The sequence below is a fragment of the Pseudomonas sp. BIGb0164 genome (assembly GCF_024810135.1).
In the GTDB taxonomy this organism is placed as follows: Bacteria; Pseudomonadota; Gammaproteobacteria; order Pseudomonadales; family Pseudomonadaceae; genus Aquipseudomonas.
This window is the reverse complement of record NZ_JANUEA010000001.1, coordinates 674,019-700,977: the sequence shown is the minus strand read 5'-3', so window position 1 is coordinate 700,977 and position 26,959 is coordinate 674,019. Positions and strand designations below refer to the sequence as shown.

At 63.1% G+C, this 26,959-nt stretch carries 25 protein-coding genes and 1 pseudogene; 6 read left to right on the top strand and 20 right to left on the bottom strand.

Going from position 1 to position 26,959, the window contains the following annotated elements; genetic code table 11:
* The first annotated feature begins 1 nt into the window (after position 1).
* The gene (locus M2394_RS03065; RefSeq protein WP_178924819.1) at positions 2–1,405 is read left to right on the top strand and encodes an MFS transporter; all 1,404 of its coding nucleotides are present in this window, start codon (positions 2–4) and stop codon (positions 1,403–1,405) included.
* A gap of 37 nt (positions 1,406–1,442) precedes the next feature.
* On the opposite strand, the gene M2394_RS03060 is transcribed toward M2394_RS03065, so the two are convergent.
* The 3 genes from M2394_RS03060 to M2394_RS03050 all read right to left on the bottom strand — a co-directional run bounded on the left by M2394_RS03060 (position 1,443) and on the right by M2394_RS03050 (position 4,136).
* Positions 1,443–2,363, bottom strand: a complete 921-nt coding sequence (locus tag M2394_RS03060; protein ID WP_259171589.1) for a helix-turn-helix domain-containing GNAT family N-acetyltransferase — start codon at positions 2,361–2,363, stop codon at positions 1,443–1,445.
* Between the two features lie 70 nt (positions 2,364–2,433).
* Positions 2,434–3,726 carry a sorbosone dehydrogenase family protein gene (locus M2394_RS03055; protein WP_259171588.1) on the bottom strand — a complete coding sequence of 431 codons (1,293 nt, stop codon included), beginning with the start codon at positions 3,724–3,726 and terminating at the stop codon, positions 2,434–2,436.
* On the bottom strand, positions 3,723–4,136 hold the full coding sequence (locus M2394_RS03050; RefSeq protein WP_218172601.1) for a DUF2231 domain-containing protein: 414 nt from the start codon (positions 4,134–4,136) through the stop codon (positions 3,723–3,725). The genes M2394_RS03055 and M2394_RS03050 overlap by 4 nt, the downstream gene beginning before the upstream one ends.
* A 173-nt stretch (positions 4,137–4,309) precedes the next feature.
* Between M2394_RS03050 and M2394_RS03045 the strand changes: the two genes are divergently transcribed.
* The gene (locus M2394_RS03045; RefSeq protein ID WP_259171587.1) at positions 4,310–5,338 is read left to right on the top strand and encodes a UV damage endonuclease UvsE; all 1,029 of its coding nucleotides are present in this window, start codon (positions 4,310–4,312) and stop codon (positions 5,336–5,338) included.
* Positions 5,339–5,344: 6 nt separating this feature from the next.
* On the opposite strand, the gene M2394_RS03040 is transcribed toward M2394_RS03045, so the two are convergent.
* The gene (locus M2394_RS03040) at positions 5,345–6,295 is read right to left on the bottom strand and encodes a transporter (protein ID WP_259171586.1); all 951 of its coding nucleotides are present in this window, start codon (positions 6,293–6,295) and stop codon (positions 5,345–5,347) included.
* Between the two features lie 145 nt (positions 6,296–6,440).
* Here M2394_RS03040 and M2394_RS03035 point away from each other — a divergent pair, with 145 nt between their 5' ends.
* From M2394_RS03035 to M2394_RS03025, 3 genes are all read left to right on the top strand, one after another.
* The gene (locus M2394_RS03035) at positions 6,441–7,217 is read left to right on the top strand and encodes a nucleotidyltransferase domain-containing protein (RefSeq protein ID WP_178924829.1); all 777 of its coding nucleotides are present in this window, start codon (positions 6,441–6,443) and stop codon (positions 7,215–7,217) included.
* Between the two features lie 55 nt (positions 7,218–7,272).
* Positions 7,273–8,175 carry a LysR family transcriptional regulator gene (locus M2394_RS03030; protein WP_259171585.1) on the top strand — a complete coding sequence of 301 codons (903 nt, stop codon included), beginning with the start codon at positions 7,273–7,275 and terminating at the stop codon, positions 8,173–8,175.
* A 79-nt stretch (positions 8,176–8,254) separates the two neighbouring features.
* Positions 8,255–9,055, top strand: coding sequence for an alpha/beta fold hydrolase (locus M2394_RS03025; RefSeq protein ID WP_259171584.1), 801 nt, complete (start codon positions 8,255–8,257; stop codon positions 9,053–9,055).
* A 12-nt stretch (positions 9,056–9,067) separates the two neighbouring features.
* Here M2394_RS03025 and M2394_RS30420 read toward each other — a convergent pair whose 3' ends face one another.
* The 4 genes and pseudogenes from M2394_RS30420 to M2394_RS03010 all read right to left on the bottom strand — a co-directional run bounded on the left by M2394_RS30420 (position 9,068) and on the right by M2394_RS03010 (position 12,694).
* Complete coding sequence (locus M2394_RS30420) at positions 9,068–9,835, bottom strand: methyl-accepting chemotaxis protein (RefSeq protein WP_371319343.1); 768 nt, start codon at positions 9,833–9,835, stop codon at positions 9,068–9,070.
* Positions 9,836–9,922: 87 nt separating this feature from the next.
* Positions 9,923–10,927 (bottom strand): annotated as a pseudogene (locus tag M2394_RS30415) (cache domain-containing protein); the annotation flags it as partial.
* A gap of 230 nt (positions 10,928–11,157) precedes the next feature.
* Complete coding sequence (locus M2394_RS03015; RefSeq protein ID WP_259171582.1) at positions 11,158–12,090, bottom strand: DMT family transporter; 933 nt, start codon at positions 12,088–12,090, stop codon at positions 11,158–11,160.
* A gap of 136 nt (positions 12,091–12,226) precedes the next feature.
* Positions 12,227–12,694, bottom strand: a complete 468-nt coding sequence (locus M2394_RS03010; RefSeq protein WP_256732946.1) for a MarR family winged helix-turn-helix transcriptional regulator — start codon at positions 12,692–12,694, stop codon at positions 12,227–12,229.
* Positions 12,695–12,773: 79 nt separating this feature from the next.
* Between M2394_RS03010 and M2394_RS03005 the strand changes: the two genes are divergently transcribed.
* Positions 12,774–14,279, top strand: a complete 1,506-nt coding sequence (locus M2394_RS03005) for an FAD-dependent oxidoreductase (protein ID WP_259171581.1) — start codon at positions 12,774–12,776, stop codon at positions 14,277–14,279.
* On the opposite strand, the gene M2394_RS03000 is transcribed toward M2394_RS03005, so the two are convergent.
* The 12 genes from M2394_RS03000 to M2394_RS02945 form a co-directional block, all read right to left on the bottom strand.
* A complete protein-coding gene (locus M2394_RS03000) occupies positions 14,257–14,745 on the bottom strand; it encodes an Lrp/AsnC family transcriptional regulator (RefSeq protein WP_178924843.1) in 489 nt (162 codons plus the stop codon). The genes M2394_RS03005 and M2394_RS03000 overlap by 23 nt on opposite strands.
* A gap of 161 nt (positions 14,746–14,906) precedes the next feature.
* On the bottom strand, positions 14,907–16,292 hold the full coding sequence (locus M2394_RS02995) for an aspartate aminotransferase family protein (RefSeq protein WP_178924845.1): 1,386 nt from the start codon (positions 16,290–16,292) through the stop codon (positions 14,907–14,909).
* Positions 16,289–17,776, bottom strand: a complete 1,488-nt coding sequence (locus M2394_RS02990) for an NAD-dependent succinate-semialdehyde dehydrogenase (RefSeq protein ID WP_259171580.1) — start codon at positions 17,774–17,776, stop codon at positions 16,289–16,291. The genes M2394_RS02995 and M2394_RS02990 overlap by 4 nt, the downstream gene beginning before the upstream one ends.
* Before the next feature lie 234 nt (positions 17,777–18,010).
* A complete protein-coding gene (proX, locus tag M2394_RS02985; protein WP_259171578.1) occupies positions 18,011–19,036 on the bottom strand; it encodes a glycine betaine/L-proline ABC transporter substrate-binding protein ProX in 1,026 nt (341 codons plus the stop codon).
* Positions 19,037–19,105: 69 nt separating this feature from the next.
* A complete protein-coding gene (locus M2394_RS02980) occupies positions 19,106–20,002 on the bottom strand; it encodes a proline/glycine betaine ABC transporter permease (protein WP_259171577.1) in 897 nt (298 codons plus the stop codon).
* The gene (locus M2394_RS02975) at positions 19,995–21,191 is read right to left on the bottom strand and encodes a glycine betaine/L-proline ABC transporter ATP-binding protein (protein WP_259171576.1); all 1,197 of its coding nucleotides are present in this window, start codon (positions 21,189–21,191) and stop codon (positions 19,995–19,997) included. Before M2394_RS02975 ends, M2394_RS02980 begins: the two co-directional genes overlap by 8 nt.
* A gap of 175 nt (positions 21,192–21,366) precedes the next feature.
* Complete coding sequence (locus M2394_RS02970) at positions 21,367–21,762, bottom strand: carboxymuconolactone decarboxylase family protein (protein WP_178926123.1); 396 nt, start codon at positions 21,760–21,762, stop codon at positions 21,367–21,369.
* Positions 21,755–22,567, bottom strand: coding sequence for an alpha/beta fold hydrolase (locus M2394_RS02965; RefSeq protein ID WP_259171575.1), 813 nt, complete (start codon positions 22,565–22,567; stop codon positions 21,755–21,757). Before M2394_RS02965 ends, M2394_RS02970 begins: the two co-directional genes overlap by 8 nt.
* 3 nt (positions 22,568–22,570) lie before the next feature.
* Complete coding sequence (locus tag M2394_RS02960) at positions 22,571–23,647, bottom strand: LLM class flavin-dependent oxidoreductase (RefSeq protein WP_259171574.1); 1,077 nt, start codon at positions 23,645–23,647, stop codon at positions 22,571–22,573.
* Between the two features lie 18 nt (positions 23,648–23,665).
* Positions 23,666–25,177, bottom strand: a complete 1,512-nt coding sequence (locus tag M2394_RS02955; RefSeq protein ID WP_259171573.1) for an aldehyde dehydrogenase — start codon at positions 25,175–25,177, stop codon at positions 23,666–23,668.
* 22 nt (positions 25,178–25,199) lie between these two features.
* Positions 25,200–26,138 (bottom strand): flavin reductase family protein, encoded by a 939-nt coding sequence (locus tag M2394_RS02950; RefSeq protein WP_259171572.1) that lies wholly within the window; start codon positions 26,136–26,138, stop codon positions 25,200–25,202.
* A gap of 113 nt (positions 26,139–26,251) precedes the next feature.
* A complete protein-coding gene (locus M2394_RS02945; protein ID WP_259171571.1) occupies positions 26,252–26,851 on the bottom strand; it encodes an amino acid synthesis family protein in 600 nt (199 codons plus the stop codon).
* Between the last annotated feature and the right edge of the window lie 108 nt (positions 26,852–26,959).

Here is a 26,959-nt window from a genome sequence, read left to right as displayed (position 1 = left end):
CATGAACTTGAACGAGCCCATCAACGCCCAGCGCGTTGGCCAAGCTGTAGGCAACTATCGCTGGACCATCTGCGCGATGTTGTTCTTCGCGACCACCGTCAACTACCTCGACCGGCAGGTGCTCAGCCTGCTGGCGCCGCAGTTGTCGACGCAATTTGGCTGGAGCAACACCGACTACGCCAACATCGCGGCGGTGTTCCAGTTTGTCTATGCCATCTCCATGCTGTTTGCCGGGCGCTTTGTCGACAAGATCGGCACCAAGGCCGCCTACATCGTGGCCATTGGGATCTGGTCCACGGGCGCCGTCATGCATGCGTTCGCGGTGCCGATGGGCGAGGGCGTCGCAGCGATCAGCGGGGCCATCGGGCTGGCGGTGATTCCGGTGTCGATTGCCGGCTTCATGCTGTCCCGCGCCGTGCTGGCGATTGGCGAGGCGGGTAACTTCCCGATTGCGATCAAGGCCACCGCCGAATACTTCCCCAAGAAAGAACGCTCCCTGGCCACCGGCATTTTCAACTCCGGTGCCAACGTGGGCGCGATTCTGGCGCCGATCTGTGTGCCATTGATCGCCGGCCTGTGGGGCTGGGAAGCGGCATTTATCGTGATCGGCGCCCTGGGCTTTGTGTGGGTGGCGGTGTGGATCGGCCTTTATCAGAAGCCGGAAGAGCAAAAGCGCCTATCGGCCGCCGAACTGGCCTACATCCGCAGCGACCAGACCGTACAGCCGTTCACCCCGGCGCCGGCCGGCGCGGTCGAGAAGAAAGTCTCCTGGTTCAAGCTGCTGACCTACCGCCAGACCTGGGCGTTTGCCTTTGGCAAGTTCATGACCGACGGCGTGTGGTGGTTCTTCCTGTTCTGGCTGCCCACCTACCTGTCGGCGCAGTACGGCATGAAAGGCGCGGACATCGTGATGCCTTTGGCCGTGCTGTACAGCATGACCATGGTCGGCAGCATCGGCGGCGGCTGGTTCCCCAGCTACTTCATGGCGCGGGGCGATGCGCCGTATGACGGCCGCATGAAAGCCATGCTGGTGATCGCGCTGTTCCCGCTGGTAGTACTGCTGGCGCAGCCGTTCGGTTACCTCAGCTTCTGGGTGCCGGTATTGCTGATCGGCGTGGGCGCTTCCGCGCACCAGGCGTGGTCGTGCAATATCTTCACCACTGTGTCCGACATGTTCCCGCAGAAAACCGTGGCCTCGGTGGTGGGTATCGGCGGCATGGCCGGTGGCCTGGGCGGTGTGGTGATGACCAAGATCGGCGGCTGGGTTTTCGATTACTACAAGTCCATCAACGACATCCACACCGGCTACATGATCATGTTCGCCATCTGCGCATTGGCGTACCTGGTGGCCTGGAGCGTGATGAAAGCGCTGGTGCCACGCCACAAGGAAATCACTGACCTGTAAGACGAGACGTCCCGCGCCGCAACGGCGCGGGACGGCTTCACAGGTCGCGGGCCCAGGTCTGGCTGACCAGGGATTTGCCGAAGGTATCCAGCGTTTCTTCCTCGACCAACGCGAACCCGGCTTTCTGATAGAGCTTGCGGGCAGTGGCGAGGATGTCCACGGTCCACAACTGCATGCGCTGGTAGCCGACCTGCCGGGCAAAACGCACGCACTCATCCACCAGCCGCTGGCCGATCCCCATGCCCCGCGCACTGGCGTCCACGTAGAGCATGCGCAGTTGGGCGGTGTTGTCGTCGTGGCGAATCACAAACACCGATCCCACCACTTCACCGTCCTTTTCCGCGATCCAGCAACGCTCGCAGCTCGGATCAAACGCCCTCAAATACTTGGCGACAGTCTCCGCCACCAACGCTTCGAACTCCCAGTTCCAGCCATATTCTCGGGTATACAACGCGGTTTGTTGCTGCACCACTGTACCCATGTCGCCGGGTTGTGGATCGCGCAGCAGGTAGCCTGGCGCCGTGCCTTGCAGCAGGGCCTGGATGCGTTTCATGGCCTCGGTGAGCTGCCGCTGTTGTGTCTCGGGCAGGCTGTCGAGCAGGGCGATGACTTCGCACTGGGTCTGCTGTTCCAGGGGCGCCAGCACCTCACGGCCGTGATCGCTGAGGTGCAGTTGCAGTGCGCGGGCGTCGGTGGTGGAGCGGACTTTTTCGATCAGGCCTTTCTTTTCCAGGCCGCTGGTCAACCGGCTCAGGTAACCCGCGTCGAGGCTGAGCATCTGGCACAGGTCTGCGCTGGTCAGGTCACCCCGGGTCGACAGCTCGTACATCACGCGGATTTCAGTCAGGGAAAAGTCGCTTTGCAGCAGGTGTTCCTGCAGCACGCCGATCTGGTGGGTATAGAAGCGGTTGAAGCCGCGCACGATGCCGGCGCGTTCGACAAGCAGGGGGGTAGACATAGCGGAATGCTCGAATGGTTGCCTGAGGCAATTATATTGTTGCTTCAGGCAACCATGTCAAACACTTTGCTTATTGGATGCGTGTAACCCGCCAAAGGGTATTGGCCAGGTCATCGGCGATGATCAGCGCGCCTTTGGGGTCCACCGTCACGCCAACCGGCCGCCCACGGGTCTTGCCGTCTTCACCGCGAAAACCCGTGGCAAAGTCGATCGGCTCACCGGACGGCTTGCCGTTGCTGAAGGGCACGAAAATCACTTTGTAGCCCACCGGGTTGTCGCGGTTCCAACTGCCGTGCTCACCGACGAACACGCCGTCGGCGAACTTCTCGCCCATTTGCGGGATGGAAAAGTCCACGCCCAGCGCCGCCACGTGGGAACCCAGGCTGTAATCCGGCTTGATCGCGGCGGCGACCTTGGCCGGGTTTTGTGGCTGGGCGCGTGGGTCGACGTTCTGGCCCCAGTAACTGTAGGGCCAACCGTAGAACGCACCTTCACGCACTGAGGTCAGGTAGTCCGGCACCAGGTCCGGGCCCAGCTCGTCGCGTTCGTTGACCACCGTCCACAGTTGCCCGGTGTCTGGTTGAATCGTCAGCGCCGTCGGGTTGCGCAGGCCGGTGGCGTAAGGCTTGTGCGCGCCGGTGGCGGCGTCGATCTGCCAGACCATTGCACGGTCGATCTCCACTTCCATGCCACGCTCGGTGACGTTGCTGTTGGAGCCGATCCCCACATAAAGCTGGCTGCCATCCGCGCTCACCGCCAGGGACTTTGTCCAGTGGTGGTTGATCTGTGCCGGCAGGTCGGTGACGGTACTGGGCGGCCCGCTGGCTTTGGTCTGGCCATCGGCGTAATCGAAACTGACCAGGGCATCCTGGTTGGCCACGTAGAGTTTGCCGTTGGCATACGCCAGGCCATACGGGGCGTTGAGGTTGTCGGCGAAGACGGTCCTGAGTTCGTACGTACCATCACCGTCGGCATCGCGCAGCAGGGTCAGGCGGTTGCCGCCCTTGACCTTGGTGTTGCCCTCGGCCTTGATCACGCTGGCGATCACATCCTTGGGCTTGAGCTTGGCCGCGCTGCCGCCACGGCCTTCGGCGACGAGAATGTCGCCATTGGGCAACACCAGGGTCTGGCGCGGGATGGCGAGGTCGGTGGCGATGGCGGTGACGCGGTAGCCTTCGGGCACGGTGGGTTTCTGCTCGCCCCAGGGCGTGGGTTGGGCAATCTTCATGCTGGGCAACAGGCTGCTTTGCTGTTCCGGCAGCTTGGGGTCGGGGCCGCGGGCCTGGGTCTTGTCGCCTTCACCGCCGCAGGCGCTCAACAACAGGGCGGCGCTCAACAGCGTCAGGGTGCTGGACGTCTTCATTTGACACCTCCCGAACGCAAGCCGGTCCAGGTCGCCGCCAAGGCCAGCAACAACACGATGGCCGACAGAATCAGGCCGCCCGGCATCGAGCCGTAGGCGTCTTTGGCGTGCTGGAAGGCGTTGACCAGCCCCAGTACCCAGGTGGCCAACAGCAGCAGGACATACCGCGTGGGTTGCCCGGCCTTGGGCCTTGCACGAAGCAGGTTGACCAGCGCGAATAAAAACGCGAAACCTGCGAACACCAGCGCCCCGGCAATCAACCAGGAGGCGAAGTTGGCCCATTGAATCTGGTAAGTCTGGGTGTAGGCAATGTCGCTGAGCAGGGCGCCGAGAAACAATGGCACGGTGCCGGCGAGTAAGGTCGCATGCAGCGGCCCGGGGGCGTATCGGTAGGTGGGGAGGGTAGTCATGGTGATGGCGGCTCCTTGTTGTACAACGCCCCTGGACGGGGCAGCGCATAGGAAGTGAGCGCGCCACAGGTGAGAAAGTTCAGCGTGAAACGTTTCGAAATAGTGTGAACCCCCTGCGTATGCGCGAGCCTAACCCCGTATCATCGCGTCCTTACCTCGTACCAGGCCTCCTCATGACTCATCCTCGCATCGGCTTCCCCTGCCAGTACAAGCACCCCGAACGCCTGCTGTCGGCCAGTGCCTTGAAGTTGATTGAAGGCCCGCTCAACCCGCGCACCACCACCTTGCGCTGGATGGACAGCGTCACGCCGCAAGTGGCCCGCGACAAACTGGTCGAGGTGGTCACGCACAACCTGCAAGCCCAATTGCACCTGCTGGCTTACGTGGCCGGGTTGCCGCCGATGTTGCGCATGCTGCGCCTGAGCAGTGATCTGCTGCCGTTCTACAGCCACCCGAAAGTGGCGGATGTGTATAAAGACCCGGCGATCGAGCGGCAACTGGTCGATGGGTTCGCCGCCATCGGCGACCTGGCGCGTGCCTCGGATATCCGCCTATCGTTCCACCCCGGCCAATATTGCGTGCTGGGCTCGGAAAACCCCGGCGTGGTGGAAAACAGCCTGGCCGAATTCGAATACCACGCTGACATGATCCGCATGATGGGCTACGGCCGCCAATTTCAGGACCTCAAGTGCAACGTGCACATTGCCGGCCGTCTGGGTGTGGAGGGCACCCGGGCGGTGTGGCCGCGTTTGTCTGAGGTGGCGCGCAACTGCATCACCTTCGAGAACGACGAGAAGACCTACGGCCTCGACCACTGCCTGCAAGTCGCCGACCTGGCGCCGGTGGTGCTGGACATCCACCATTGCTGGATCAACGAAAACGAGTACATCGACCCCCATTCGCCCCGGGTGGCCCAAGTCATCGACAGCTGGCGCGGCGTGCGCCCAACCATGCATTACTCGCAGCCCCAGGAGAGCCTGCAGGAACTGGGCTTTGATGCCGAGCACAAGCTGGAAATGGAGGCGCTGCTGAAGGTGGTTTCCAAGCGCGACCTGTACGGCCATAGCGACCAGATGTGGAACCGCTGGACCAACGATTACGCGCTGCAGTTTCTCGACCGCTTCGACATCATGCTGGAGGCCAAGGGCAAGAACGTGGCGGCGCTGGCGTTTTACGAACACTGGCAGCGCCGCACCGCGTAAAACCGCTTACTGCTTGCCGTTCAAGGGAATCACCAGCGACACCCACATGTTCCAGCCCTCGGGGCGGTTCTTGGCGTCGAACTCGTAGTAGCCCTTGATATTGGCGTACCACAGCCCTTCGCCCACCTTGAAGAAGTGCCCGGCCTGGGGGCCGATCCCGGCGACCCGCGACTTGAAGTCCCCCAGCACCGCGCCGCTGCCGCTGTCCCCGGTGACTTGTTCGAAGTAGTAGCCCACCAGCCCGACCAGGGATTGCGAGGTGAGGAAGTGCGAGGCGCTCAGGTCGATATGAGCGTCAATACCGTTCTGGTAGTCGGTGTCGTTGTTCTTCCAGTTGTAGGTCATGCCGGCGACCGCAGAAAACTCGTTGGTCTTGTCGAAGTAGGTGTAGCCACCCCCGGCATCCAGGGCCGCGTGGCCCAGGCCGATGTTCACCAGGCGGTTGGGGTCGTAGGCACCAATGGGGATGTTGCCCATGGAGTAAGCCATGAAGTTGTGCACGCCGTGGTTCCACTTCAGGGTGCCGAGCAGGTAGAGGTCGCTGCCGCCCTTGAGGCTGTCATTCGTGCCACCGGAGAAAGACCGCCCACGCGGGCCGGTGAGGGTTGCATCCACGCTGGCTTCGGAGCGCGCCACCGCCGCTATCGCAGAAATGGCGGCCTGGGCGCCGCCGAGCACCGGCGTCTCGAAGGTGTAGGTGGGGCTGGCGAACAGCAGGTCTGCCTTGGCATCCAGCCCGACCACCGTGCGCCCGCCACGCGGCACCACGGCATTTTTGTTGTCACTGGCGTTCACGTGGTAGTAGATCAGCGGCAGGCTCCAGCCCGGCGTGACGGGGGCGGCAGCCAGTGCGCCGAACTGCCCTGGTACCCAGAAACTCAGGCCACCATCGTCGGCCTGTGCCAGGGCGATGGGTAGCAGGGCGAGTACGCCCAATACGCTCGTCTTTGTGGTCATAGGACTTCCTATCCAAAAGGCCATTTTGTGCGTGCGGTTGGGGCTGTGCTCCCCACGGCTGCTTGAGCATAGTCCAAGGATTGAAGGGCGTTGCGCCCGTGCGCGATGGCGGGCATGCTCCCTGGCCTGAAATAAGGAGCTACCCATGAGTACCGCACAACCTGCAGGTGTCGACGCGGACGGCTTTGTCCTGACCGTTGGCGATCATCCGGTCCAGCCTGAATTCGAACCGTTGATGGCGGACGTCTGCCAGACCCTTTCCCAGCCTGAATCAGGGCTGCACAGCCTCTATCTTTACGGCAGCGTCGCACGGGGCGAGGCCACCCCTGGGGTGTCCGACCTGGACCTGACGCTGGTATTGAACGAGCCACCCGACGCCCACGCGTTGGAGCAACTGGAACGCATTCGACAGACGCTGGAGCAACGGCACCCGGAAGTCACCAAGATCGACTTCGATATTGGCCACCGCGCCGAGGTGCTGGCACCCGAGCAGAACAACCGGTGGGGCTTCTGGCTCAAGCACTGTTGCTGCTGTGTCTGGGGCGATGACCTTGCGCCGCACTTTGAACGGTTCCGACCGTCGCGGGACATTGCGCAGGCGCTCAACGGGGACTTCCAACAGAGCTTGGCGGCGTATCGCGAGCGCATTGATCTGGCCAGTGACGCATCGGAGCGTCTGCGCCTGCAGCGCGAAGCGTCGCGCAAGTTGATCCGGTCGACGCAAACACTGCGCGAACAAGACGCGCCAGGCTGGCCGCGCACCCTGGAAGAGCACGTCGGTGGGTTCGTCCAGCAGTACCCCACGATGCGCGTTCAGGTGGCGTACTTTTTGTTTGAAGCCAGAAACCCCAGCGCCGAGCGCGAGCCGTTCTTGAGTCGCCTGGATGCCTTTGTGGCCTGGATGGTTTCACAACAGGGATAGATAGGTATATTGGCATTAAACCCCACGTTGCATACGCCAAGCCTATGGACCTTTGATGATCAACTTCCGCCTGATTCGCCACCTCTGGCTGTTCCTCGCCGTTGCCGAAGAACAGAACTTCGGCCGCGCCGCCAAGCGCCTGGGCATGTCCCAACCACCGTTGAGCGAGCAGATCCAGGTGCTGGAGCAGGCGCTCAAGGTCACGCTGTTCGAGCGTTCGCGGCGCGGCGCCAAGCTCACGCCGGTGGGCGCGGCGATCCTGCCTGCCGTGCGCAAATTCGCCGAGCAACTGGAACGCCTGGAGCTGGCGGTGGAGGAGGCGGTGGCGGGGCAGTCGGGCATGCTGACCATCGGCGCGATCTCCACGGCGATGTTCGATGTGCTGCCGGGCCTGATCGACCGGCTCAAGCAGCAGTACCCGCACCTCACTGTCTCCGTGCGCGAGATCGACAGCGTCGAGGCGGTGCCGGCACTGGAAGCGGGGGATATCGACCTGGCGTTTGCCCGCCTGGACGGTGACCTGGGCCCGGCCGTGCAGTCATTGCCGTTGCTGGAGGACCGCTTGATGGTGGCGCTGCCCAGCGATCATCCGTTGGCCGCCCGCACGCGCATCAGCCTGTCGAGCCTGGCGTCCGAGCCACTGGTGATGTTCTCGCGCAAGGTCAGCCCGGTTTACTTCGACAACCTGATCGCCACCTGCCGCGCCAGCGGGTTTTCGCCACGGGTGCTGCATGAGGTGCGTTCGGTGGCGTCGCAGATCGCGTTTGTCAGTTGCGGGCAGGGCATTGCGCTGGTGCCGGCGTCGTTGAAGAAGCTCGCACCAGACAACGTGGTGCTGCGGGCGTTGACGCAAAAACTCCATGTGGTCACCACCGCCGTGGCCTGGAACAGCGAGCGGCCCAACCCGTTGGTGGCGGAAGTGGTTGCGCAGTTTCAGGCTCATACGATTGGCGTATGAATACGTTCCGCAATTCGTTATTTACACCTCGATCAATTCACCCGACAGTGGCGGCTTTTCTGTTCCGGGAGCCCCTGTCATGTCGTTCGTCCACACCCACCTGCCGCTGACGGTAGACGGCGTCTCGCTGAACATTGCCGCCTTGCATCGCACGGGCGAACGTGCGCCCATCCTGTTTTTGCACGGCTTCGGGTCCACCAAGGAAGACTACGCCGATATCGTCCTGCACCCGGCCTTCGACGGGCATCCCTTCGTCGCTTACGACGCGCCCGGCTGTGGCGAAAGCGAATGTGCCGACCTGTCGAAGATCGGCATTCCTTTCTTGTTGGAAACAGCAGTTCAGGTGCTGGAGCATTTCGCGATCGAGCGCTTCCACCTGGTGGGCCATTCCATGGGCGGCTTGACCGCGCTGATGTTGGCGCACCGCTTTTCCGACCGGGTGCTGAGCTTTACCGATATCGAAGGCAACATCGCTCCCGAAGACTGCTTTCTCAGCCGCCAGATCGTCGACTTTCCCGCAGACGATCCCGAGGTGTTTTTCACGGCCTTTATCGAACGCACCCGCCAGGCGCCGGCCTACGCCAGCGCCCTCTATTCTGCGAGCCTGCGTCACAAGGTGCGGGCGGGCGCGGTGCGCGGGATCTTCCAGTCGATGGTCGAGCTGTCTGACCATGGCGACTTGATGGGCAAGTTCCTCGGGCTGCCTTGCCCGAAGATGTTCATGTACGGCGAGCAGAACGCCTCGCTGTCCTACCTGCCGCACATCCAGGCCCACGGCGTGCGCCTGGCGCCGATTGCCCAGTGCGGGCATTTCCCGATGTATTCCAACCCGGTTGCCATGTGGCAGCAGATTGCGGATTTCCACCGCCACAGTGGCTGATGACGGCGGGCGCTACGACTTGAAACGCCCCACCAACCCATTCAGCTCCGCCGACAGGTCAGCCAGCCGCCCCGAATCGTCTTGGGCCGAGTTGGCCAGGCTTTCCACCAGGCGCGCTTCGTCGTAGATCTGCTGGATATGCCGGTTGATCTCTTCGGCGACGCTGTGCTGTTCCTCGGCGGCGGCAGAGATCTGCAGGTTCTGGTCGCGGATCTCGTTGACCGACAGCTGGATGCCTTCAAAGCTGTCCCGTGCGTTTTCGATGGACGACACACTGGCGCGGGACAGGTCCAGGCAGCTGCTCATCTTCTGGGTGACTTCTTCGGTCTTGCTGCCCAGGGTGCCGAGCAACTGCTCGATCTCGCCGGTGGAGTCGGAGGTGCGCTTGGCCAACGCCCGCACCTCGTCGGCCACCACCGCAAAACCCCGGCCCTGGTCGCCGGCGCGCGCGGCTTCGATGGCGGCGTTGAGCGCCAGCAGGTTGGTCTGTTCGGCGATGGCGCGGATGGTGCCGAGGATCTGGTTGATGCTGCGGCTGCCGGCTTCCAGCTCGACCATGGCCTGGGACGATTCGGTCAGGCGCCGGCCCAGGCGGTTGACGTTGTCGGTGGTCACTTCAATCTGCTGTTTGCCCTCGGCCACGCGGCGATGGCCGTTCTCGGCCGATTCCGCCGCGCCACTGCATGAGCGCGCCACCTCGTTGGCCGTGGCCACCATTTCGTTGAACGCGGTGGACACCAGTTCCACTGCCTCGCGCTGGCGCCCGGCCGCTTCGTTCATGTTGTGCGCCACTTCGCTGTTGACCTTGGACGCATCCTGCAAATTGGTCGACGCCGCGCCGATGTGCTGGATCAACTGGCGGATCGCCGCGAGGAACTTGTTGAACCAGCCCGCCAGTTCGGCGGTTTCGTCCTTGCCCTGTACGTGCAACTCGTGGCGTAAATCGCCCTCGCCCTGGGCGATCGATTGCAAGCCGGTGCTCACCTGGCCGATGGGCTTGACGATCACCTTGGAAAACGCCGCCGCAATCAGCCCGAAGATCAGCACCAGCACCGCAACGATCGCGGTGGTGATATAGGTCATGCGCGTGGCGGCGGCCATCACTTCGTTGTATTCGATCAGGCCGACATAGCGCCAGCCCAGGCCCGGCGAGGTCCAGACGTTGGCCATGTAGCGCACCCCGTCGATCACCACTTCGGTGGAGCCCTGGGGCGTTTCGGCCAGGTGTGCATACGGCGCGCCGAGGTCCTTGAGGGGCTTGAAGTTGTGCGCGGCATTGCGCGGGTCCACCAGCACCACGCCGTCTTCGATCAGCATCACGTAGCCGCTTTCGCCCAGCTTGATGCTCTTGAGCAACTCGGTGAGGTTTTTCAGCGACACGCTCACCACGAACACGCCCTTGGGTTTGCCGGTGTTATCCAGCAAGGCGCGGGCGGTGCCCACCAGGGCCACGTCGTCCTTGTCGTAATAATAAGCAGGGGTGCGCACCGTCTTGCCGGGGCTGGCCATGGCGGCCTTGTACCAGGGGCGGGTGCGCGGGTCGTACTTGGCCAGTTGTGGGTCATCCGGCCACTTGGCGTAAGTGCCGTCCTCCAGGCCGATGGACAAAATGGCGGCAGACGGGTGGGTTGCACCAAACCGTGCAAACTGGTCGATGACCTGCTGGGCCTGGGCTGGCATCGGCTGGCTGGCCGCGTTGGCAGGCTGGTAATCCTTTAGAGTGTTCACGGAAGTGTATACAGGATCTGCGGACATTTGATCGACGTTCTGCAGCGTGCCATCGAAGAACTGCCGGATGTTGCCATCGATCTGGCGTATTTCACGGGTGCTGCCATCAATGAATTGTTCGACCGCCTGGGTCCGTGTGTTCATGACGGAGATCACCGCGACCAGGCTGACCGGGATAAACGCGACGGATACGAAAGCAAGCACTAGCTTATTTTTTATTTTCATCGAGACGACCATCAGCGGGGAGGGCGGCCAAACCGTCGACTCCGGGCGAGAGGCGGCGATTTGCTATCACTGTCTGTTTCGGCTCGATGCGGGGAAATCTTTAGCGATATTTTGTGTACAACAACAATACTTTTTGTCCTGAATATTTTTCAGGTCGATAACCGTGCGACAGCTTTGTCCCCGTGCAACACATCATGCCCGCTGACCACCACGATGCCGACCAACACCAGGAGCGAGCCGAGCACAAACGTCGACTCCAGCGGCTCGCTCAACAGCCATACGCCGAACGCCACGCCAAACAACGGGGTGAGGAACGACAGCACGCCCAGCCGCGACCCCAAGTAACGGCTTAGCAACCAGAACCACACCAGCAGGCTCAGGAACGAGAACACCACGGTCTGAAATGCCAGGCTGGCAAACGCGATGCCGGAGAGGTGGAACCGGGTTTGCCCGGTGACCAGCGCCACCAGCCCGAGGATGATGCAAGCGCCGGCGAGTTGGTAGAACAGCGTCAAGGGTGCCGGCGCATCCGTCAGCCTTGAGCAGCGAATACTCAAGGTGGTCGCGCCCCAGGCGATGGCACCGACCACGCCCAATGCATCCCCCATCCGCTGCGGCGTGACCCAGCCATCGCCCGGTTTGCCTGGCGTATAAAAGGCGATGGCGATACCGATAAAGGCGATCAGGATGCCCAGCCATTGCAGGCGGCTCAGGCGCTCACTGGCAAAGCGAAGATGCAGGCCGATGGCGGCAAATAGGGGCGCGGTGTAGAGGAAAATCACCATGTGCGCAGCCGAGGTGTAGCTCAGCCCCACCGACACCGCGATGTACTCGACGGCGAACAGAACCCCGACCACCACGCCGCCTCGCCAGGTCTGCCAGTGGCACTTTTCGCGGTAGCGACGCAAGGTCAACAAGAGGCCCACCATCACCGCGGCAACCCCGGAGCGCAGGGCGATTTGCAGCATCGGCGAAACATCCTGGGCGGCCACTTTGATCGCCACTTGCTGTAGCCCCCAGATGGCACACACCACGACCATCATCACGGTGGCTGTTTTATCCAGTGTCTGGCGATTTTCCACGGTACGACTCCTCTGACCCAATGGCATCAGTCTGGGGTTGTCGTAATGGTGGGATATAGCGCAAAAACGACAAACGATAGCGAGGAATCGTCATTCGCGCCGTGGCCCGAACCACGGCGCTGGCAGCCGCATCGACTCAGCCCATGTCCTGGGTGGCACGTGCAGAATCGTCCTTGAGCTCCTCGGCGAACTTGCGCATCAAGCGCACCAGGTTGTCAAAGTCGCCTTCGTCCCAAGTGGAAAAGATCGACACGCCAATGCGTTCGCGCGCGGCGTCAACTCGGTCAGTCATGACTTTGCCTTTTTCGGTAATCACCGACTCGCGCAGGCGGCGGTCGAGCGCGCTTGCCTGGCGCTGGATCAAGTCGAGGCTTTCCAGCTTGGTCACTTGCCGGCTGACCGTGGTGTAGTCGCGACCGACGCGGTCGGCCAGTTCGACCACGCCGATAGGGCCCAGCCGTTCTACCAGCACCAGCAGGGGAAACAGCGCGCGGTCCAAGGAAATTCCGGCCTCGCGCACCATCGCTTCATCGCGCTGGGGGCGGTTCATCACCCCCACGATCTCAACCAACGACCCATGCAAATCACGCAGCTGAGCGCTCATATGTGCGTTTTGCACGCTTTTTCTTGACACTGTGTTTCTCCGTCTTAATATGTGCATATTGCACATATAGGTGGTCATTATGAACGAGCAATGCGCGGTCGATGTTCTGATTTGTGGTGCCGGTGCGGCCGGCTTGACCTTGGCGATAGACCTGGCCAGGCGCGGTATCCGCTTTCGTCTGATCGAGAAAAACCACCAGCCTTTCCACGGTTCCCGTGGCAAAGGCATCCAGCCCAGGTCGCAGGAAATCTTCGAAGACCTCGGCGTACTCGACCGCCTGTTCGCCATGGGTGGAGTCTATCCGACTGAGCGGCGCTACCGCGACGACGGCAGCACCCTCGACGCCGATCCCATCGAACACAGTGCCGCGACTTCGGCTGAGCCTTATCAGCAACCGCTGATGGTGCCGCAATTCCTGACCGAACAGGTGCTGCGCGAGCGGTTGCTCGAACTGGGCCACCGGCCAGTGTTTGGCTGTGAATTGACAGGGTTTGAGCAAGACGCGGACGGCGTGACCCTGCAGCTCAATGGCCGCGCAGGCCCGCAAACACTGCGTACGCGCTGGCTGGTGGGGGCCGACGGGGGGCGCAGCTTCGTGCGCCAGGCGTTGAATATCGGCTTCCCGGGCAAGACCCTCGGCGTGCGTGCGCTGGTGGCGGACGTGCAGCTGTCAGGCCTGTCGTCGACGTATTGGCATTGTTTTGGCGAGGGCGACCCACAACGTCAGATTGCCATTTGCCCGCTGGCCGGCACGCAACTGTTCCAGATTCAAGGTCCGATTGCCCTGGACGCCGAGGTGGACCTCAGTGCTGAAGGCTTGACCGCGATGGTGGCCCAGCGCACCGGGCGCGATGACATTCAGGTGCACGCGGTGTCCTGGGCGTCGGCCTACAGCATGAATGCGCGGCTGGCCGATCAGTACCGTGTCGGCCAGGTGTTTCTGGTCGGGGACGCCGCGCACATCCATCCGCCGACCGGTGGCCAGGGGCTCAACACCAGCGTGCAGGATGCCTACAACCTCGGCTGGAAACTGGCGGCGGTGGCCAACGGCGCACCTGAAGCGTTGCTCGACAGCTACGAAGAAGAACGCCGGCCGGTAGCGGCCTCGGTACTGGGTTTATCCACCCAACTGCTCGATAACCTGCAACGTGGCGACGTGCGCCGGGGCCGGGAAGTGCATCAACTGGACATTGGTTACCCCCATTCCTCGCTGGCGGCGGGTCGGGCGGACCGCGCCGGTGCGCGTGCGCCGGATGCACGGCTGCGCGGCGCGGCAGGCCAATCGCTACGCCTGTTTGACCTCTACGCTGGCCCGCATTGGACGCTGCTGTGTGTGGCCGGCACGTCGGCCGACGTGGCACCAAGGCCAGGGTTGCGAATCCACCACGTTGGCCTGCAAGGGGAAGTGATTGATGACCAAGGGCAGATGCAACACGCCTACGGGCTGGCCGCAGGGGATCGGGTGCTGGTGCGCCCGGATGGCTATATCGGCGCGATCTTTTCGTCCGATGAGGGGGCGCGGTTGGAAGGCTACTTGTTGCAAGTCGGCCTGCCGAGTGTGATCAGTCCTGAGTCGTCGCGTTGACGGCTTGAGCGGGTAGCGCCCCCGGCGTCTTGATGGTCTTGGTCACGATGTAGGTGAAGTAGCGCTCGATGGCCAGGTCTTCCAGCAGCAATTGGTCGATGAAACGCTGGTACGCGTCGATGTCGGCGGCGCGAATCATCGCGATGTAGTCCACGCCGCCGCCGGTGGCGTAGCAGAACTCCACCTCCGGCGCGTCGCCCATGCGGTGTTCGAAGCGGCGCATGTCCTGGGCGGTGTGGCGGGCCAGGGTGATTTCCACCAGCAACTGCTGGCTCTTGAACACCTGGTTCCAATCGATCACCGCGCGGTAGCCTTTGACCAGGCCCGCGTTCTCCAGCTTGCGCACCCGCTCCCAGGCCGGGGTGACCGACAGGTTGATCGCCTCGGCCAGGCTGGACTTGGTGATGCGCCCATCCTCGGAAAGGATGCGCAGAATGTTCAGGTCATAACGGTCAAGCTTGTGCATCAAGGAAAAACTCCACAGGCCATAGTAAGGCGGCGCCCTCACGGCCATCGCCGGCAAGCCGGCTCCTACACGGGTTCCGCGTTTCGCCAGCCCCCTGTAGGAGCTGGCTTGCCAGCGATGGTCGTCAACGATAACGCACATCCGTCGAGCGTACGCCGTGTTCAGCCGAGGATTTCCCCCGCCACCTGGTCAATCGCACCCTGGGTGATGTCGACGATCAGGTCCGCGTCTTCCCGTGTGAGGATCAACGGCGGAGCAAAGCCAAGGATGTCGCCATGGGGCATGGCCCGGGCGATCATGCCGCGCTCCAGGCAGGCCGCCGAGACTTTCGGGCCGACTTTCAACCCGGCATCGAACGGCGTGCGTTGCTCGCGATCGGCCATGAACTCCACGGCGGCGAGCATGCCGTCGCCACGCACTTCGCCCACCAGCGGGTGGCCTTCGAGGGTTTCGCGCAGGCGGCGGTTGAGGTACGCGCCCACCTGCTCGGCATTTTCGGTGAGGTTTTCGCGCTCCAGAATGTCGAGGTTCGCCAGCGCCGCCGCCGCGCAGATCGGGTGCCCCGAATACGTCCAGCCGTGTCCCATGGCGCCGTCGGTGGTGGAGGCTTTTTCGATCACGTCCCACACTTTCTCGCCAATGATCACCGCCGACAACGGTGCGTAGGCACTGGTCAGGCCCTTGGCCGTGGTGATCAGGTCCGGGCGCATGCCGTAACGCTGGCTGCCCATCTTCGACCCCAGGCGGCCAAATGCGCAGACCACTTCATCGGCAATCAACAGCACATCGTATTTGTGCAGCACCGCCTGGATCGCCGCCCAGTAACCGGCCGGTGGCACCACGATGCCGCCGGTGCCCATCACCGGTTCACCGATGAAGGCGGCCACGGTGTCCGGGCCTTCGGCAAGGATCATCTTTTCCAGCTCATCGGCGCAGTACCGCACGAACGTGGCTTCATCCATGCCCGCCGGGGCTTTGCGGTACCAGTGCGGGCACACGGTGTGCTGGATGCCTTGCTCCGGCAGGTCAAAGTGCTGATGAAATGCGGCAAGGCCCGTGAGGCTGCCGGTCATGATGCCCGAGCCGTGGTAGCCACGGTCGCGGGAGATGATTTTCTTCTTCTGCGGACGGCCCAGCACGTTGTTGTAGTAGCGCACCAGCTTGATCTGGGTCTCGTTGGCGTCGGAGCCCGACAGGCCGTAGTAGACCTTTTTCATGCCTTCCGGCGCCCAGTCCATGATGCGACTCGACAGCTCGATAATCGCCTCCGTCGAGTGGCCGACGTAGGTGTGGTAGTAGGCCAGCTCCTTGGCCTGCTTGTAGATCGCGTCCGCCACTTCGGTACGGCCATAGCCGATGTTCACGCAATACAGCCCGGCAAACGCGTCGATGAAGTCACGCCCTTCATGGTCACGGATGCGGATGCCCGACGCGCTCTGGATGATACGGCCCTTGAGCGCGCCGCTGGCATGGTCGTGGGCGTGGGTGGACGGGTGCATGAAGTGCGCGCGGTCCTGTGCGAACAGGTGGTCGAGTTCGTGGTTCATAGCGAGTCTCCTTTGAATTGTCCTTGGTGGTGCAAGCAAAAGTATTTGGTTTCGACAAAGGCCTCGAAGCCCTCGGTGCCGCCTTCGCGGCCCAGGCCCGAGGCTTTCATGCCGCCGAACGGAATCGGGTGGCCGGTGAACTTCACGCCGTTGACCGCGACCATGGCGTGGTCGAGGCGACGGATCAGCGGGTAGATCAGGTCCAGGCGGTTGGAGCAAATGTAGGCGGCCAGGCCGTACTCGGTGTCGTTGGCCAAGGCAATCGCCTGCTCCAGGTTGTCGAAGGGCATTACCCCGGCAATCGGCGCAAAGTTTTCTTCGCGGTAGATGCGCATCTCGGGCGTGACATCCGCCAACACCGTGGGCTGGTAGAACAAGCCGCCCAGCGCATGGGCTTCACCGCCCACCAGGCGTTGCGCGCCCAGCTGCAAGGCGTCTTCCACCCGCGCGACGGTTACATCGAACGCGGCCTGATGCATCAACGGGCCAACGTCCACGGCATGTTCTTCGCCGCCTATCAGCGCAGGGCCCACGCGCAGTTCGCGCACGGCGGCGGCAAAGCGCTTGAGGAAGGCGGGGTAGATCGCGCGGTCGACGAGGATGCGGTTGGCGGCGCAGCAGTCCTGGCCGGAGGTCTGGAATTTGGCCTCCACCGCGACCTTTACCGCCAGGCCCAGGTCGGCGTCGGCACACACAATGAACGGCGCATTGCCGCCCAGTTCCAAGGCGACCTTCTTCACGTCCTGGGCGGCCGCTTGCAGCACCAGCTTGCCCACGCGGGTCGAGCCGGTGAAGCTCACCGAACGCACGCGGCTGTCCTGCACCAGGGTTTGCATGGCCATCTGCGGCTCGCCCAGCACCACGTTGAACACCCCGGCCGGGAAGCCGGCTTCCTCGGCGAGTTGCGCCAGAGCAAAGGCCGAGTAGGGCGTTTCATGGGCCGGCTTGACCACCACCGTGCAACCGGCCGCCAGGGCAGCAGCGGCTTTGCGCGTGATCATTGCCGAAGGAAAGTTCCACGGCGTCAGCAGCGCGCAAACGCCCACCGGCTCCTTGAGCGTGCCCAGGTGCGCACCGGGAATATGGCTGGGGATGTTCTGCCCGTACAGCCGCCGGGCTTCGTCGGCAAACCAGGGAATGAAACTGGCGGCATAGGCGATTTCGCCCCGGGACTCGGCCAGGGATTTGCCTTGTTCCAGGCTCAGGATGCGCGCCAGGTCTTCCTGATGTTCCAGGATCAGACTGGCCCAACGCTTGAGGACGGTTGCGCGGGCGTCAAGGCTCTGTTCGCGCCAAGCCGGGAAGGCGCGATGCGCGGCCTCCACGGCGGCAGTTATCTGCGCTTGTTCGAGCATCGGCACATGGCCGATCACGTCCTGGGTCGCCGGGTTGTACACGGCGAGGGTGCTGGCGCTGTCACTGTGGACCCAATGGCCGTCGACATAGCACAGCGCCTTGAACAGCAGTGGGTGTTTGTAAGTCATGGTGGTGGCTCCCAATCGTCTGAGTGCAGTCATGCTAGGGCAGGGCAGCGCAAGAAAAGGCGGGTTTGGCGGGGGTGGGGCAGTGGGTTTTTTCTGATTGCAGGTGCCATTTCCGGTGATTTCTGTGGGAGCCGGGCTTGCCCGCGATGCAGGCGCCTCGGTGCAACTGCTATACCGAGGTGATGCCATCGCGGGCAAGCCCGGCTCCCACAGGAGAACGGGTTACATGCCGGGTTATTTGGCGGCTTTGGCGGTGGCGACCCAGCCGTCGAAGGTGGCTTTGTTTTCACTCATCCAGTCATCCGCCAGCTTGCGAATGTTGCGTTCGCTGGAGCCTTCCTGGCTGATGGTTTTTTCCCAGTAGCTCCAGGTCGACTGCGGGAATGTCATCTGTTCCACCAGCGCCTTCACCGCCGGGTTGGCTGCGATGAACTGCTTGTTGCCAATCGCGTACCAGTTCCACGCGGCCATCGCCATGCGGCACGGGTCGGCGCCGCCTGCACACCCTTCCACGCCTGGGGTGAGGGCGCTGGTGGTGCTCGGCACGTTGCCCGGCAAGGCATCAAACGGCGTCGGCAACCACACCACGTCCTTGCCGGGGACCATGGTGTTGGTCATCCACGACGGCGCCCAGGCATAGAAAAACACCGGCTCGCCGCGCTTGAGGCGCGCAACGTTTTCGAACATCAGCGCTTCATACTTGCCACGCACCGGGTTCACAGTGGCCTTGAGGCCGAACTTGTCGAGCTGGTAATCCACCACATCGCCACAGCCCCAACCCGGGTCGCAGCTGATCAGGTCAGCCTTGCCATTCTTGCCGAACAGCGCGGCGATCTTCGGGTCTTTCAACTGCTCAAGGCTGGTGATGTGGTACGCGTCGGCGGTTTTCTTGTCGATCATGTAGCCGTTGTAGCCGGCACCGGTGATGGAGCCGCCGCCGACCACTTCGGTGCGGTCCTTGACCTTGTCGAAGCTGGGTTGCAGCTGCGGCAGGGTCACGTCCATCGACAGGTCCAGGTCACCCTGGGCGGCGGCCGGGAAGAACAGCGTGGTGTTGACGGTACTCAGCTTGCTCCCGTAGCCGAGGCGCTTGGCGGCCTCGATGGCGATCTTGGTGATGACGTAGTTGCCACCGGTACTTTCCGACTGCACGAAACGGATGGTCTTGCCGTTGCCGGGCAGGTTTTCGGCCATGACCGAAGTGCTCCCCAGGTACAGCACGGCTGCAAATCCGAGCAAGGCGTTGAATGGACGCATCATGATTTCCTCTTTGTTTTTCTCGTTATGGTTAAGGGATGGCAGTCAAAAAACGACGTTCATGATTTCTTGTTATGCGCTGACCGCCCGCAGGGTGAACAGCCGCTTGAACAGCGATTTGCGCTTGCCCGGTGTGGGCTGCGCGAGGTTCTGGGTGATGCGGTCGAGCATCATCGCCAGCAACACAATGGCGATCCCGCCGACCGCAGCGCGGCCTACATCCATGCGTCCCAGGCCTTGCAGCACCACCAGGCCGAGGCCTTCGGCGCCGATCATGGCGACGACGACGGACATCACCATGGCGGTGAGCACCGTCTGGTTGAGGCCGCCAAGGATGGTCGGCACGGCCAGGGGCAACTGGATTTCCCAGAGCAACTGCTTGCGGTCGGCGCCGAACGCCAGGCCGGCTTCCACCAGCTCGGTTTCCACCATGCGGATGCCCAGGTAGGTAAAGCGAATCAGCGGCGGGCATGCCGAGATCACCACCGCCACTTCACCCGACACGGTGCCCACGCCAAACAGCATCACCACTGGCACCAGGTACACGAAGGTCGGCGTGGTTTGCATGATGTCGAGGATCGGTCGCATCACCGCCCACACCCGTTCACTGCGCGCGCACCAGATACCCACCGGGATGCCCACTACCATGCAGATCACAATCGCGGTAGTGATCAGCGACAGGGTGGTCATGGCTTCGTCCCACACGCCCAAGGCGGCAATCACCACCAGCGCAACGGCACTGAAAATAGCCACGCCCAGGGTGGCGGCGCGGTAGGCGATGAGGAACATCAGCACCACCATCACCGGGAACGGAATGGCGTGGATCAGCGTGTCGCTGAAGCCCAGCAAGTGTTCCACCGGCCAACGGATGGCCTGGAAGATCGGGCGCAGGTGGATGCCGATCCATTCAACGCCCCCGCTGATCCACTGGTCCACGGGAAAAACAGCGAGGTCTTCTGACTTAAGCATGGTGTGCAACCTCCGAAACGGCAGGGCGAGGGGGCGGGACGCTGGCGATGCAATCGAGGATATGGGCGCTGTTCAAGGTGCCGATAAACACCCCGTCGGCGTCGGCGACCGCCACCGGATGGCCCGGTTTGAGCAGGCGCGCCACTTCCACCAGCTTGGCACTGGCCGGCACGCTGACGAACTGCGGCGACAGGCGCTGCAAGGCATCACCGCCTGCGCCCACCGCCAGCAACGCGCCGGCATCCAGAACGCCCACGGCCTTGCCGGCCGCGTTGAGTACAAAGGCATTGGCGCTGTCATTGCCGACCACGCGAGTGTCGCCCTGTACCAGCAGGGTGCTGGCCGGCTGCATGATCGAGCGCGCATCGAACAGCCGCGAGCGGTCCACTTCCCGGGTAAACCCGGCCACATAATCGCTGCCCGGGTCGGCGACGATTTCCTGGGGCGTGCCTTCGCGCACCACTTGGCCGTCGGCCATGATCGCGATGCGCGTGCCCAGCTTCAGGGCTTCCTGGAAGTCGTGGGTGATGAACAGGATGGTTTTCTTCAGCGTGCGCTGCAGGCGCAGCAACTCGTCCTGCATCTCGGTGCGGATCAGCGGGTCGAGGGCGCTGAACGCCTCGTCCATGATCAATACGTCGGCGTCGGTGGTCAGCGCCCGCGCCAGCCCCACGCGCTGGCGCATGCCGCCCGACAGCTCATGAGGGTGGTGATCGGCCCACTTGGCCAGGCCGACCACCCCGAGCACCTCCAGGGCACGCTTGCGCCGTTCGGCAAGGGGCACGCCGCGCAGCTTGAGGCCGAACTCGGTGTTTTCGATCACGGTCTTGTTCGGCAGCAGCGCGAAGTGCTGGAACACCATGGAAATCCGCGTGCGGCGCACGTCGCGCAACTCGTTTTCGTTGAGGGTGACCAGGTCCCGGCCGTCCAGCAGGATCTTGCCCGCCGTCGGCTCGTTGAGGCGGTTGATGCACCGCGCCAGGGTGGATTTGCCCGAGCCGGACAAGCCCATGATCATGTAGATCGCGCCGCTGGGGATCGACAGCGATACGTTGTTGAGGCCGACCACCGTGGCGGTCTCCGCCAGGATCCGGTCTTTAGTGGCGCCAGCGGTCAAGAGCTGCATGGCTCGGTCGGGCGCCGAAGAGAACACCTTATACAGGTTCTCGATCTTTAGTCGTTCGCTCACCAATTGCCTCCAATTGTTGTTTTGCTATCTGCGGAAATTTCATCAAGAGAAATTTTTGGGCTACTGGCAGTCAAAGGTCCGTCGGTGGTGCAGTCGCAAGGGGCAACGCAAAAATTTCTTGTTGTTCGACAAAGCAGTTACAGCATGAGCGTGGGGCGGGTGCAAGGGGTGGGCGTCAGCCGGTAGGCGATTCCATCGGGGCCATGCCTTCCCGGGCCTTGCGCGCTACGCGGAAGGCTTCGACGCCCGCCGGAATGCCGCAATACACCGCGATTTGCACCAGGGCTGCGCGCAATTCCTCATCGGTCAAACCGTTGCGCAGGGCGCCGCAAAAATGCACCCCGAACTCCTCCATGCGCCCCAGCGCCGCGAGCATGCCCAGGTTGAGCAGGCTGCGTTGCTTGAGGTCCAGGGCGTCGTCGGTCCAGACCATGCCCCAGCAATATTCATTCAACACGTCCTGGAACGGCCGCGAGAAATCGTCGGCCCGGCCCAGGGCCTGCTCGACGTAGGCGTCTCCCAGCACGTGGCGGCGTACGCGCTCGCCACTGGCCTGCAATGACTTATCCATGGTGGGTCTCCGAATCGGTTAAAAAGTCGCGCATCAGCGCCGCCACTTGCTGCGGTGCCTCTATCAGGATGCAGTGGCGCAGCCCCGGCAGAATCCGCAGGGCCGAGCCTTGGATTTGCGCGTGCATGAACGCCGCCATGCGCGGGTTGGAGCCGAGGTCATCGGCGCCGGTGGCAATGAGTGTCGGGCAGTGGATCTGCCCCAGTTGCGCGCCGAAATCCGATTCGGCCAGCACTCGGTACGCCGCGGCGTAACACCCTGGGTCATTGGCGGCATTCAGTTGCCGCAAGCGCAGCACGGCATCCGGGTTCTGTGCCTGGAACGCCTCGGTCAACCAGCGCGCCAACGAGGCTTCGTAATGCGCCACAGGCTCACCGGCTTGCAGCGCGACCAGGCGTGCTTTGACCCGCTCACGTTCTTCGGCATTACGCCCGGCCACGGTCGACAACAGCACCAGCCGACGTACCCGCTCAGGATGGGTAAGCACCAGTTGCTGGGCGATCAGGCCCCCCAGCGAAAACCCCGCCAGGTCGAACTGCCCGAAACCCACGTGTTCGGCCAGCGCCAGGGTTTCACCGACCAGATGGTCGATCTCATAGCGCCCTGGCGTGCGCGACGACTGCCCGTGGCCGCGCAGGTCGAAGGTCAGCACCGTGAAGTCGTCCTTCAAGCCCTGCACCACCTCAGCCCAGGCGTCCAGGCTGGAACCCACGCCGTGGATGCACACCAATGGCCGAGGCCCATGCCCATCGAGGCGGTAGTTGAGCGTGACATTCGCCACGCTGAGTTGTTGTGCGTCGCCCATGGCTTACCCCGCCACCGTTTCGCGACGTTTGACGCGCTCGCGCTCGGCGAACACTGGCATCACCTCGTCGATGAACAGGCGCAGGGTCTGCTTCTGCAATTCGAACGGCAGGTTGAAGGTCAGGCCCAGGCAATATTGATCGACGCCGGCCGCTTCATAGTCGAGCAGCTTGGCGATGATTTCGTCCGGGGTGCCGAACATCAGGTTGCGGCGGATGTTGTCCGGGTTGTAGTTCTCCTTGCCGCGCACCGCCTCAAACGGCACCGGCTCGGGGAAACCGTTGTGCACGGTGCCGACGTTCTGCATCAGGTTCTCGAACGCACGGCCAAAGTCCATGCTGTGCTGCACCGGCACTTGCCAGTCTTGCGGGTTGGCGTAGACGCAGGTGCGCCGCTGCATCATGAAGCGCGGGCGCGGCACGTGGGGGTTGTCGGCCACGGCCTTGTTGAATTTCTCGCCCAGCACGGCAATTTCCGCAGCGGGCAAGGAGAGCGGGGTGGAGAGAATGTTGGCACCGATGCCCACCGCCCAGTCGAAGGTGCCCGGGTCACGCGCGGCCACCCAGATACGCGGGTGGTCCTTTTGCAAGGGTTTGGGCACCGCAGCGGTCAGCGGGAATTTCCAGTAGTGGCCGTCGTGGGCGTAGTCACCGGCCCAGAGTTTCTGCACCGCCGGCACCAGCTCCTTCATGTAGCCGACGCCTTCCTGCTGTTGCAGGCCGGGGGTCATGCGGTCGAATTCGTACTGGTAGGAACCCCGGGCGATACCGAATTCCAGGCGGCCTTTGGTCAAGTGATCGCACAGCGCCGCTTCACCGGCCAGGCGGATCGGGTGCCAGTAGGCGGCCGCGATGGTCGCGGTGCCCAGTCGGATGCGCTCGGTGTGCTGGCCGAGCCAGGTCAGGGTCTGGAACGGGTTGGGCGCGATGGTGCATTCCAGGGTGTGGTGCTCGGACGTCCACAGGGTTTCGAAGCCGCCTTCGTCGGCGATCTTCGCCAGCTCCAGCAGGTTGGCCATGACGGTCTGCATCGGCACGTCCGGGGAGAAACGTTCCATGCTCAGGGATACGGCAAATTTCATGTGAGGCTCCTTGAATAATCAGCGCAGGCGAATTACGAACGGGTCCTGCATCTCGCCGGAGTAGTCGATGATCACGTTCTTGGCGCGGGAGAACTCGCGCATCACATCAAAGCCGCCGCGTCGCCCGTAGCCGCTCTGTTTGAAGCCACCGTTGGCCGACATGTAGGCCGAACTGCGGTAGGTGTTGATCCACACCGTGCCCGCGTCGATGCGGTTGGCAAAGCGCAGGGCGCGATCGATGTTCTGGGTCCAGATGCCCGAGGCCAGGCCGTAGGAGGTGTCGTTGGCCAGGCTGATCATCTGTTCTTCGGAACTGAACGGCATCACGCCCACCACCGGCCCGAACAGCTCGTCGCGCATGAACGGCATGTCGTTGCGGGCGTTGGCCATCACCGTCGGTTCGAAGTACCAGCCTTCGCTCAGGTGTGCCGCGCTGGGGCGCTTACCACCGATCGCGGCCTGGGCGCCTTGCTGCAGGCCGCTGGCGATATAGCCCTCAATCTTTTGCAGTTGGGCTTGCAACGCCAAGGGGCCGATATCGGTATTGGCTTCCATCGGATGGCCCACGGTGATTTTTTGCGTGCGCGCCACCAGTGCTTCCACAAACTGGTCGTAGATCGACGCCTCGACAAAACAACGCGAACCGGCCACGCAGCTTTGCCCGGCTGCGGCGAAAATCCCCGAGACTACGCCGTTGACGGCTTTCTCGATGTCGACGTCGGCGAACACCACGTGAGGTGATTTGCCGCCCAACTCCATCTGGCACGGCACCAGGTTGTTCGCCGCGTTGCCAGCAATACGGCGGCCGGTGTCGGTGCTGCCGGTAAACACGTACTTGGCGATGTCCGGGTGGCGGGTCAAGGCATCGCCGGTGATCGCGCCGTTGCCGGTGACCACGTTGACCACGCCAGCCGGGAAGCCCGCCTGGATGATCAATTCGGCCAGGGCCAGGGTCGAGGCGCTGGCGTGTTCCGACGGCTTGATCACTACGGTATTGCCGATCGCCAGGCACGGCGCCAGGGTGCCGGTGAGCAGCATCAGTGGCGAGTTCCACGGGGTGATCATGCCGACCACGCCCAGAGGCTCGCGGCTGCTGTAGTTGAGCTGGTTGAGCTTGTTGACCGGGATCACCTCGCCTTGCAGCTTGTCGGCCATGCCGGCGAAGTAGGTGTAGGCGTCGGGCAGGGCGCTCATTTGCGCGCTCATCTCGCGCAGCAGCTTGCCGTTGTCACGGGTTTCCAGCAGGGCCAGTTCCTCGGCGTGTTCGGCCACCAGTTGCGCCAGGCGATAGAGCAGCTTGCCCCGTGCGGTGGGCGTGATGTCACGCCATTGCGGGTCGTGGAAGGCGCGCTTGGCCGATGCCACCGCGCGAGCGACATCGCTGGCGTCGCCCTGGGCGAACTGGTACCAGGCCTGGCCGGTGGTGGGGTCGAAGCTGTCGACATAGGTGCCGCTGGCCGGTTCGACGAAGCGGCCGTCGATAAACAGGTTGAGACGATTGCCCTCAAGGGCGCTGACCGTGGTTTTCATGCAAATGTCCTGTGTGTGCGGTTCAAAGCGGGGCGTTTTCGAGCATCGCGATGCGCCCGCTGGCGGCGGAGCCGGTGTAGATGCCGAATTGTTGGTTCTCGCGTTCGCGGGCGTAGCGCCGCACCACCGAGCGCAGTTCGTTGACCGGCATCAGGTCGATGGGCAGGTCGTCCAGCGGGAAGAAGCGCAGGGTGTCGGGCAGTTCGGCGGCCAACGCGCCAAGCTGGGCGCGGTAGATCAGGAAGCCCGGGTCGGTGTCATCCACGTCGAACACCGAATACAAGAAGGTCGATTCCAGTTCCACCGGCAAAGCGCTGCTGCCGGCATCGATAAAGCCCTTGCGCTTGCCCGCCACAGGCAGGGTCCAGCCGCCCTGGCCGTCGGCGCGGAACAGAATTGCGCCGTCGGTTTCGATCAGGTAGCCGATGATCATCTTGTGCGAGTCCAGCCAGCTGGCCGGCAGCGGGTCCTGGATATTCGCGTAGCGTCCCCGGCAGAAACACAGGGGCAACTTGGGGCTGGTGCCGAAGGCGCGCACCTGGCCGATCAGCACCAGGTGGTCGCCGGCGTCGATGCGCTGGTGCACGCTGCAGTCGAACCAGGTCAGGCTGTCGGTGAGGATGGGCGCACCGGTGTGCACGGTGTCGTGGTTGACGGTGTGGAACTTGTCCGGCGACTTGGAGGCGAAGGTGCCGGAGACATCCACTTGCCCTTCATGCAGCAGGTTGACGGCAAAGTGTTCGCTGGCCGCAAACGCGCCGTGGCTGGCGGCGGATTTCCCGACGCACACCAGCAGCAGCGGTGGGTCGAGGGAAACCGAGGTAAACGAATTGGCAGTCATGCCCCGAGGGTTGCCGTCGGCGTCATGGGTGGTGATCACGGTCACGCCAGTCACAAAGGTGCCGAAGGCCTGGCGCAAGGCACCTGGGTCGACGGCTGCAACGTTGTCGGTACTCGGCATCGGAGTGCTCCTGTTGTTGGGGTGTCAAGCAAGCCTACGGGCGGTTCCTACCCCAGGCTTGCGACGATCACGGGTAAAACGCTGGAAAGTTTTGCGCGGTTTCAGCGCAGGGCTCAGTCCTTGGGCTGTTCGGCTTCCATCTCCGCCATGTCCTGATAACGGTCGGCAATGCGCGGGTGAGCACGGGAGCCGTCGGACGCACCAATGGCGATCAGCACCTCATCCGGCCCCGGGGCATCAGCCACCTGGAAGTTGGCGGTGAGGAAGTGCGAGCGCTTGCCGGTTTCGCTCTTGTGCACCATCGGCAAGGCGAGCAGGGCGCCCGGGGCGTTGCGGGTGTTGGTGAAGCTCAGGTAGGCGGTGCCTTCCACGGCTTCGCGGAACAGGTTGCCAAAGCGCAGGGTGTGGATCAGGCCCGAGGCGTGCTCGATCTCACCGTTGACGCCCACGGCGGCGGCCTTGCCAAAGGCTTCGACTTTGCCTCCCGGCATCAGCGCAATCAGGCGGCGGGTCATTTCGTGGCCCAGGCCGGGGGCCAGGCGCAGGATCTCGGGGCGCAGGTTTTCGACGAAGCCCTGGCCGGCCCAGGGGTTTTTCAAGATGGCGGCCACCACGATCAGCGTGATGGGTTTGCCGGCGTCCTTGCCCCCTTCGATAAAGGTTTCTTCGATGAAGGTGCAGTATTTCCTGACGCCCAGATTGTCCAGATTCATGATGAGGTGTCGCCCTTGTGGCTGTTGGTTTGACCCAAGGCTATGGGCAAAGGCAAAACCCGTCTTCCGTCGTTTCGATGCATAAAAGCAGTAGACATTGCTACGAAG

What these genes read in the sequence shown, in the direction of transcription:
- M2394_RS03065 (WP_178924819.1), top strand. Translation starts at nt 2, where the DNA reads ATGAACTTGAACGAGCCCATCAACGCCCAGCGCGTTGGCCAAGCTGTA.
- M2394_RS03060 (WP_259171589.1), bottom strand. Translation starts at nt 2,363, where the DNA reads ATGTCTACCCCCCTGCTTGTCGAACGCGCCGGCATCGTGCGCGGCTTC.
- M2394_RS03055 (WP_259171588.1), bottom strand. Translation starts at nt 3,726, where the DNA reads ATGAAGACGTCCAGCACCCTGACGCTGTTGAGCGCCGCCCTGTTGTTG.
- M2394_RS03050 (WP_218172601.1), bottom strand. Translation starts at nt 4,136, where the DNA reads ATGACTACCCTCCCCACCTACCGATACGCCCCCGGGCCGCTGCATGCG.
- M2394_RS03045 (WP_259171587.1), top strand. Translation starts at nt 4,310, where the DNA reads ATGACTCATCCTCGCATCGGCTTCCCCTGCCAGTACAAGCACCCCGAA.
- M2394_RS03040 (WP_259171586.1), bottom strand. Translation starts at nt 6,295, where the DNA reads ATGACCACAAAGACGAGCGTATTGGGCGTACTCGCCCTGCTACCCATC.
- M2394_RS03035 (WP_178924829.1), top strand. Translation starts at nt 6,441, where the DNA reads ATGAGTACCGCACAACCTGCAGGTGTCGACGCGGACGGCTTTGTCCTG.
- M2394_RS03030 (WP_259171585.1), top strand. Translation starts at nt 7,273, where the DNA reads ATGATCAACTTCCGCCTGATTCGCCACCTCTGGCTGTTCCTCGCCGTT.
- M2394_RS03025 (WP_259171584.1), top strand. Translation starts at nt 8,255, where the DNA reads ATGTCGTTCGTCCACACCCACCTGCCGCTGACGGTAGACGGCGTCTCG.
- M2394_RS30420 (WP_371319343.1), bottom strand. Translation starts at nt 9,835, where the DNA reads ATGAACGAAGCGGCCGGGCGCCAGCGCGAGGCAGTGGAACTGGTGTCC.
- M2394_RS03010 (WP_256732946.1), bottom strand. Translation starts at nt 12,694, where the DNA reads ATGAGCGCTCAGCTGCGTGATTTGCATGGGTCGTTGGTTGAGATCGTG.
- M2394_RS03005 (WP_259171581.1), top strand. Translation starts at nt 12,774, where the DNA reads ATGAACGAGCAATGCGCGGTCGATGTTCTGATTTGTGGTGCCGGTGCG.
- M2394_RS03000 (WP_178924843.1), bottom strand. Translation starts at nt 14,745, where the DNA reads ATGCACAAGCTTGACCGTTATGACCTGAACATTCTGCGCATCCTTTCC.
- M2394_RS02995 (WP_178924845.1), bottom strand. Translation starts at nt 16,292, where the DNA reads ATGAACCACGAACTCGACCACCTGTTCGCACAGGACCGCGCGCACTTC.
- M2394_RS02990 (WP_259171580.1), bottom strand. Translation starts at nt 17,776, where the DNA reads ATGACTTACAAACACCCACTGCTGTTCAAGGCGCTGTGCTATGTCGAC.
- proX (WP_259171578.1), bottom strand. Translation starts at nt 19,036, where the DNA reads ATGATGCGTCCATTCAACGCCTTGCTCGGATTTGCAGCCGTGCTGTAC.
- M2394_RS02980 (WP_259171577.1), bottom strand. Translation starts at nt 20,002, where the DNA reads ATGCTTAAGTCAGAAGACCTCGCTGTTTTTCCCGTGGACCAGTGGATC.
- M2394_RS02970 (WP_178926123.1), bottom strand. Translation starts at nt 21,762, where the DNA reads ATGGATAAGTCATTGCAGGCCAGTGGCGAGCGCGTACGCCGCCACGTG.
- M2394_RS02965 (WP_259171575.1), bottom strand. Translation starts at nt 22,567, where the DNA reads ATGGGCGACGCACAACAACTCAGCGTGGCGAATGTCACGCTCAACTAC.
- M2394_RS02960 (WP_259171574.1), bottom strand. Translation starts at nt 23,647, where the DNA reads ATGAAATTTGCCGTATCCCTGAGCATGGAACGTTTCTCCCCGGACGTG.
- M2394_RS02955 (WP_259171573.1), bottom strand. Translation starts at nt 25,177, where the DNA reads ATGAAAACCACGGTCAGCGCCCTTGAGGGCAATCGTCTCAACCTGTTT.
- M2394_RS02950 (WP_259171572.1), bottom strand. Translation starts at nt 26,138, where the DNA reads ATGCCGAGTACCGACAACGTTGCAGCCGTCGACCCAGGTGCCTTGCGC.
- M2394_RS02945 (WP_259171571.1), bottom strand. Translation starts at nt 26,851, where the DNA reads ATGAATCTGGACAATCTGGGCGTCAGGAAATACTGCACCTTCATCGAA.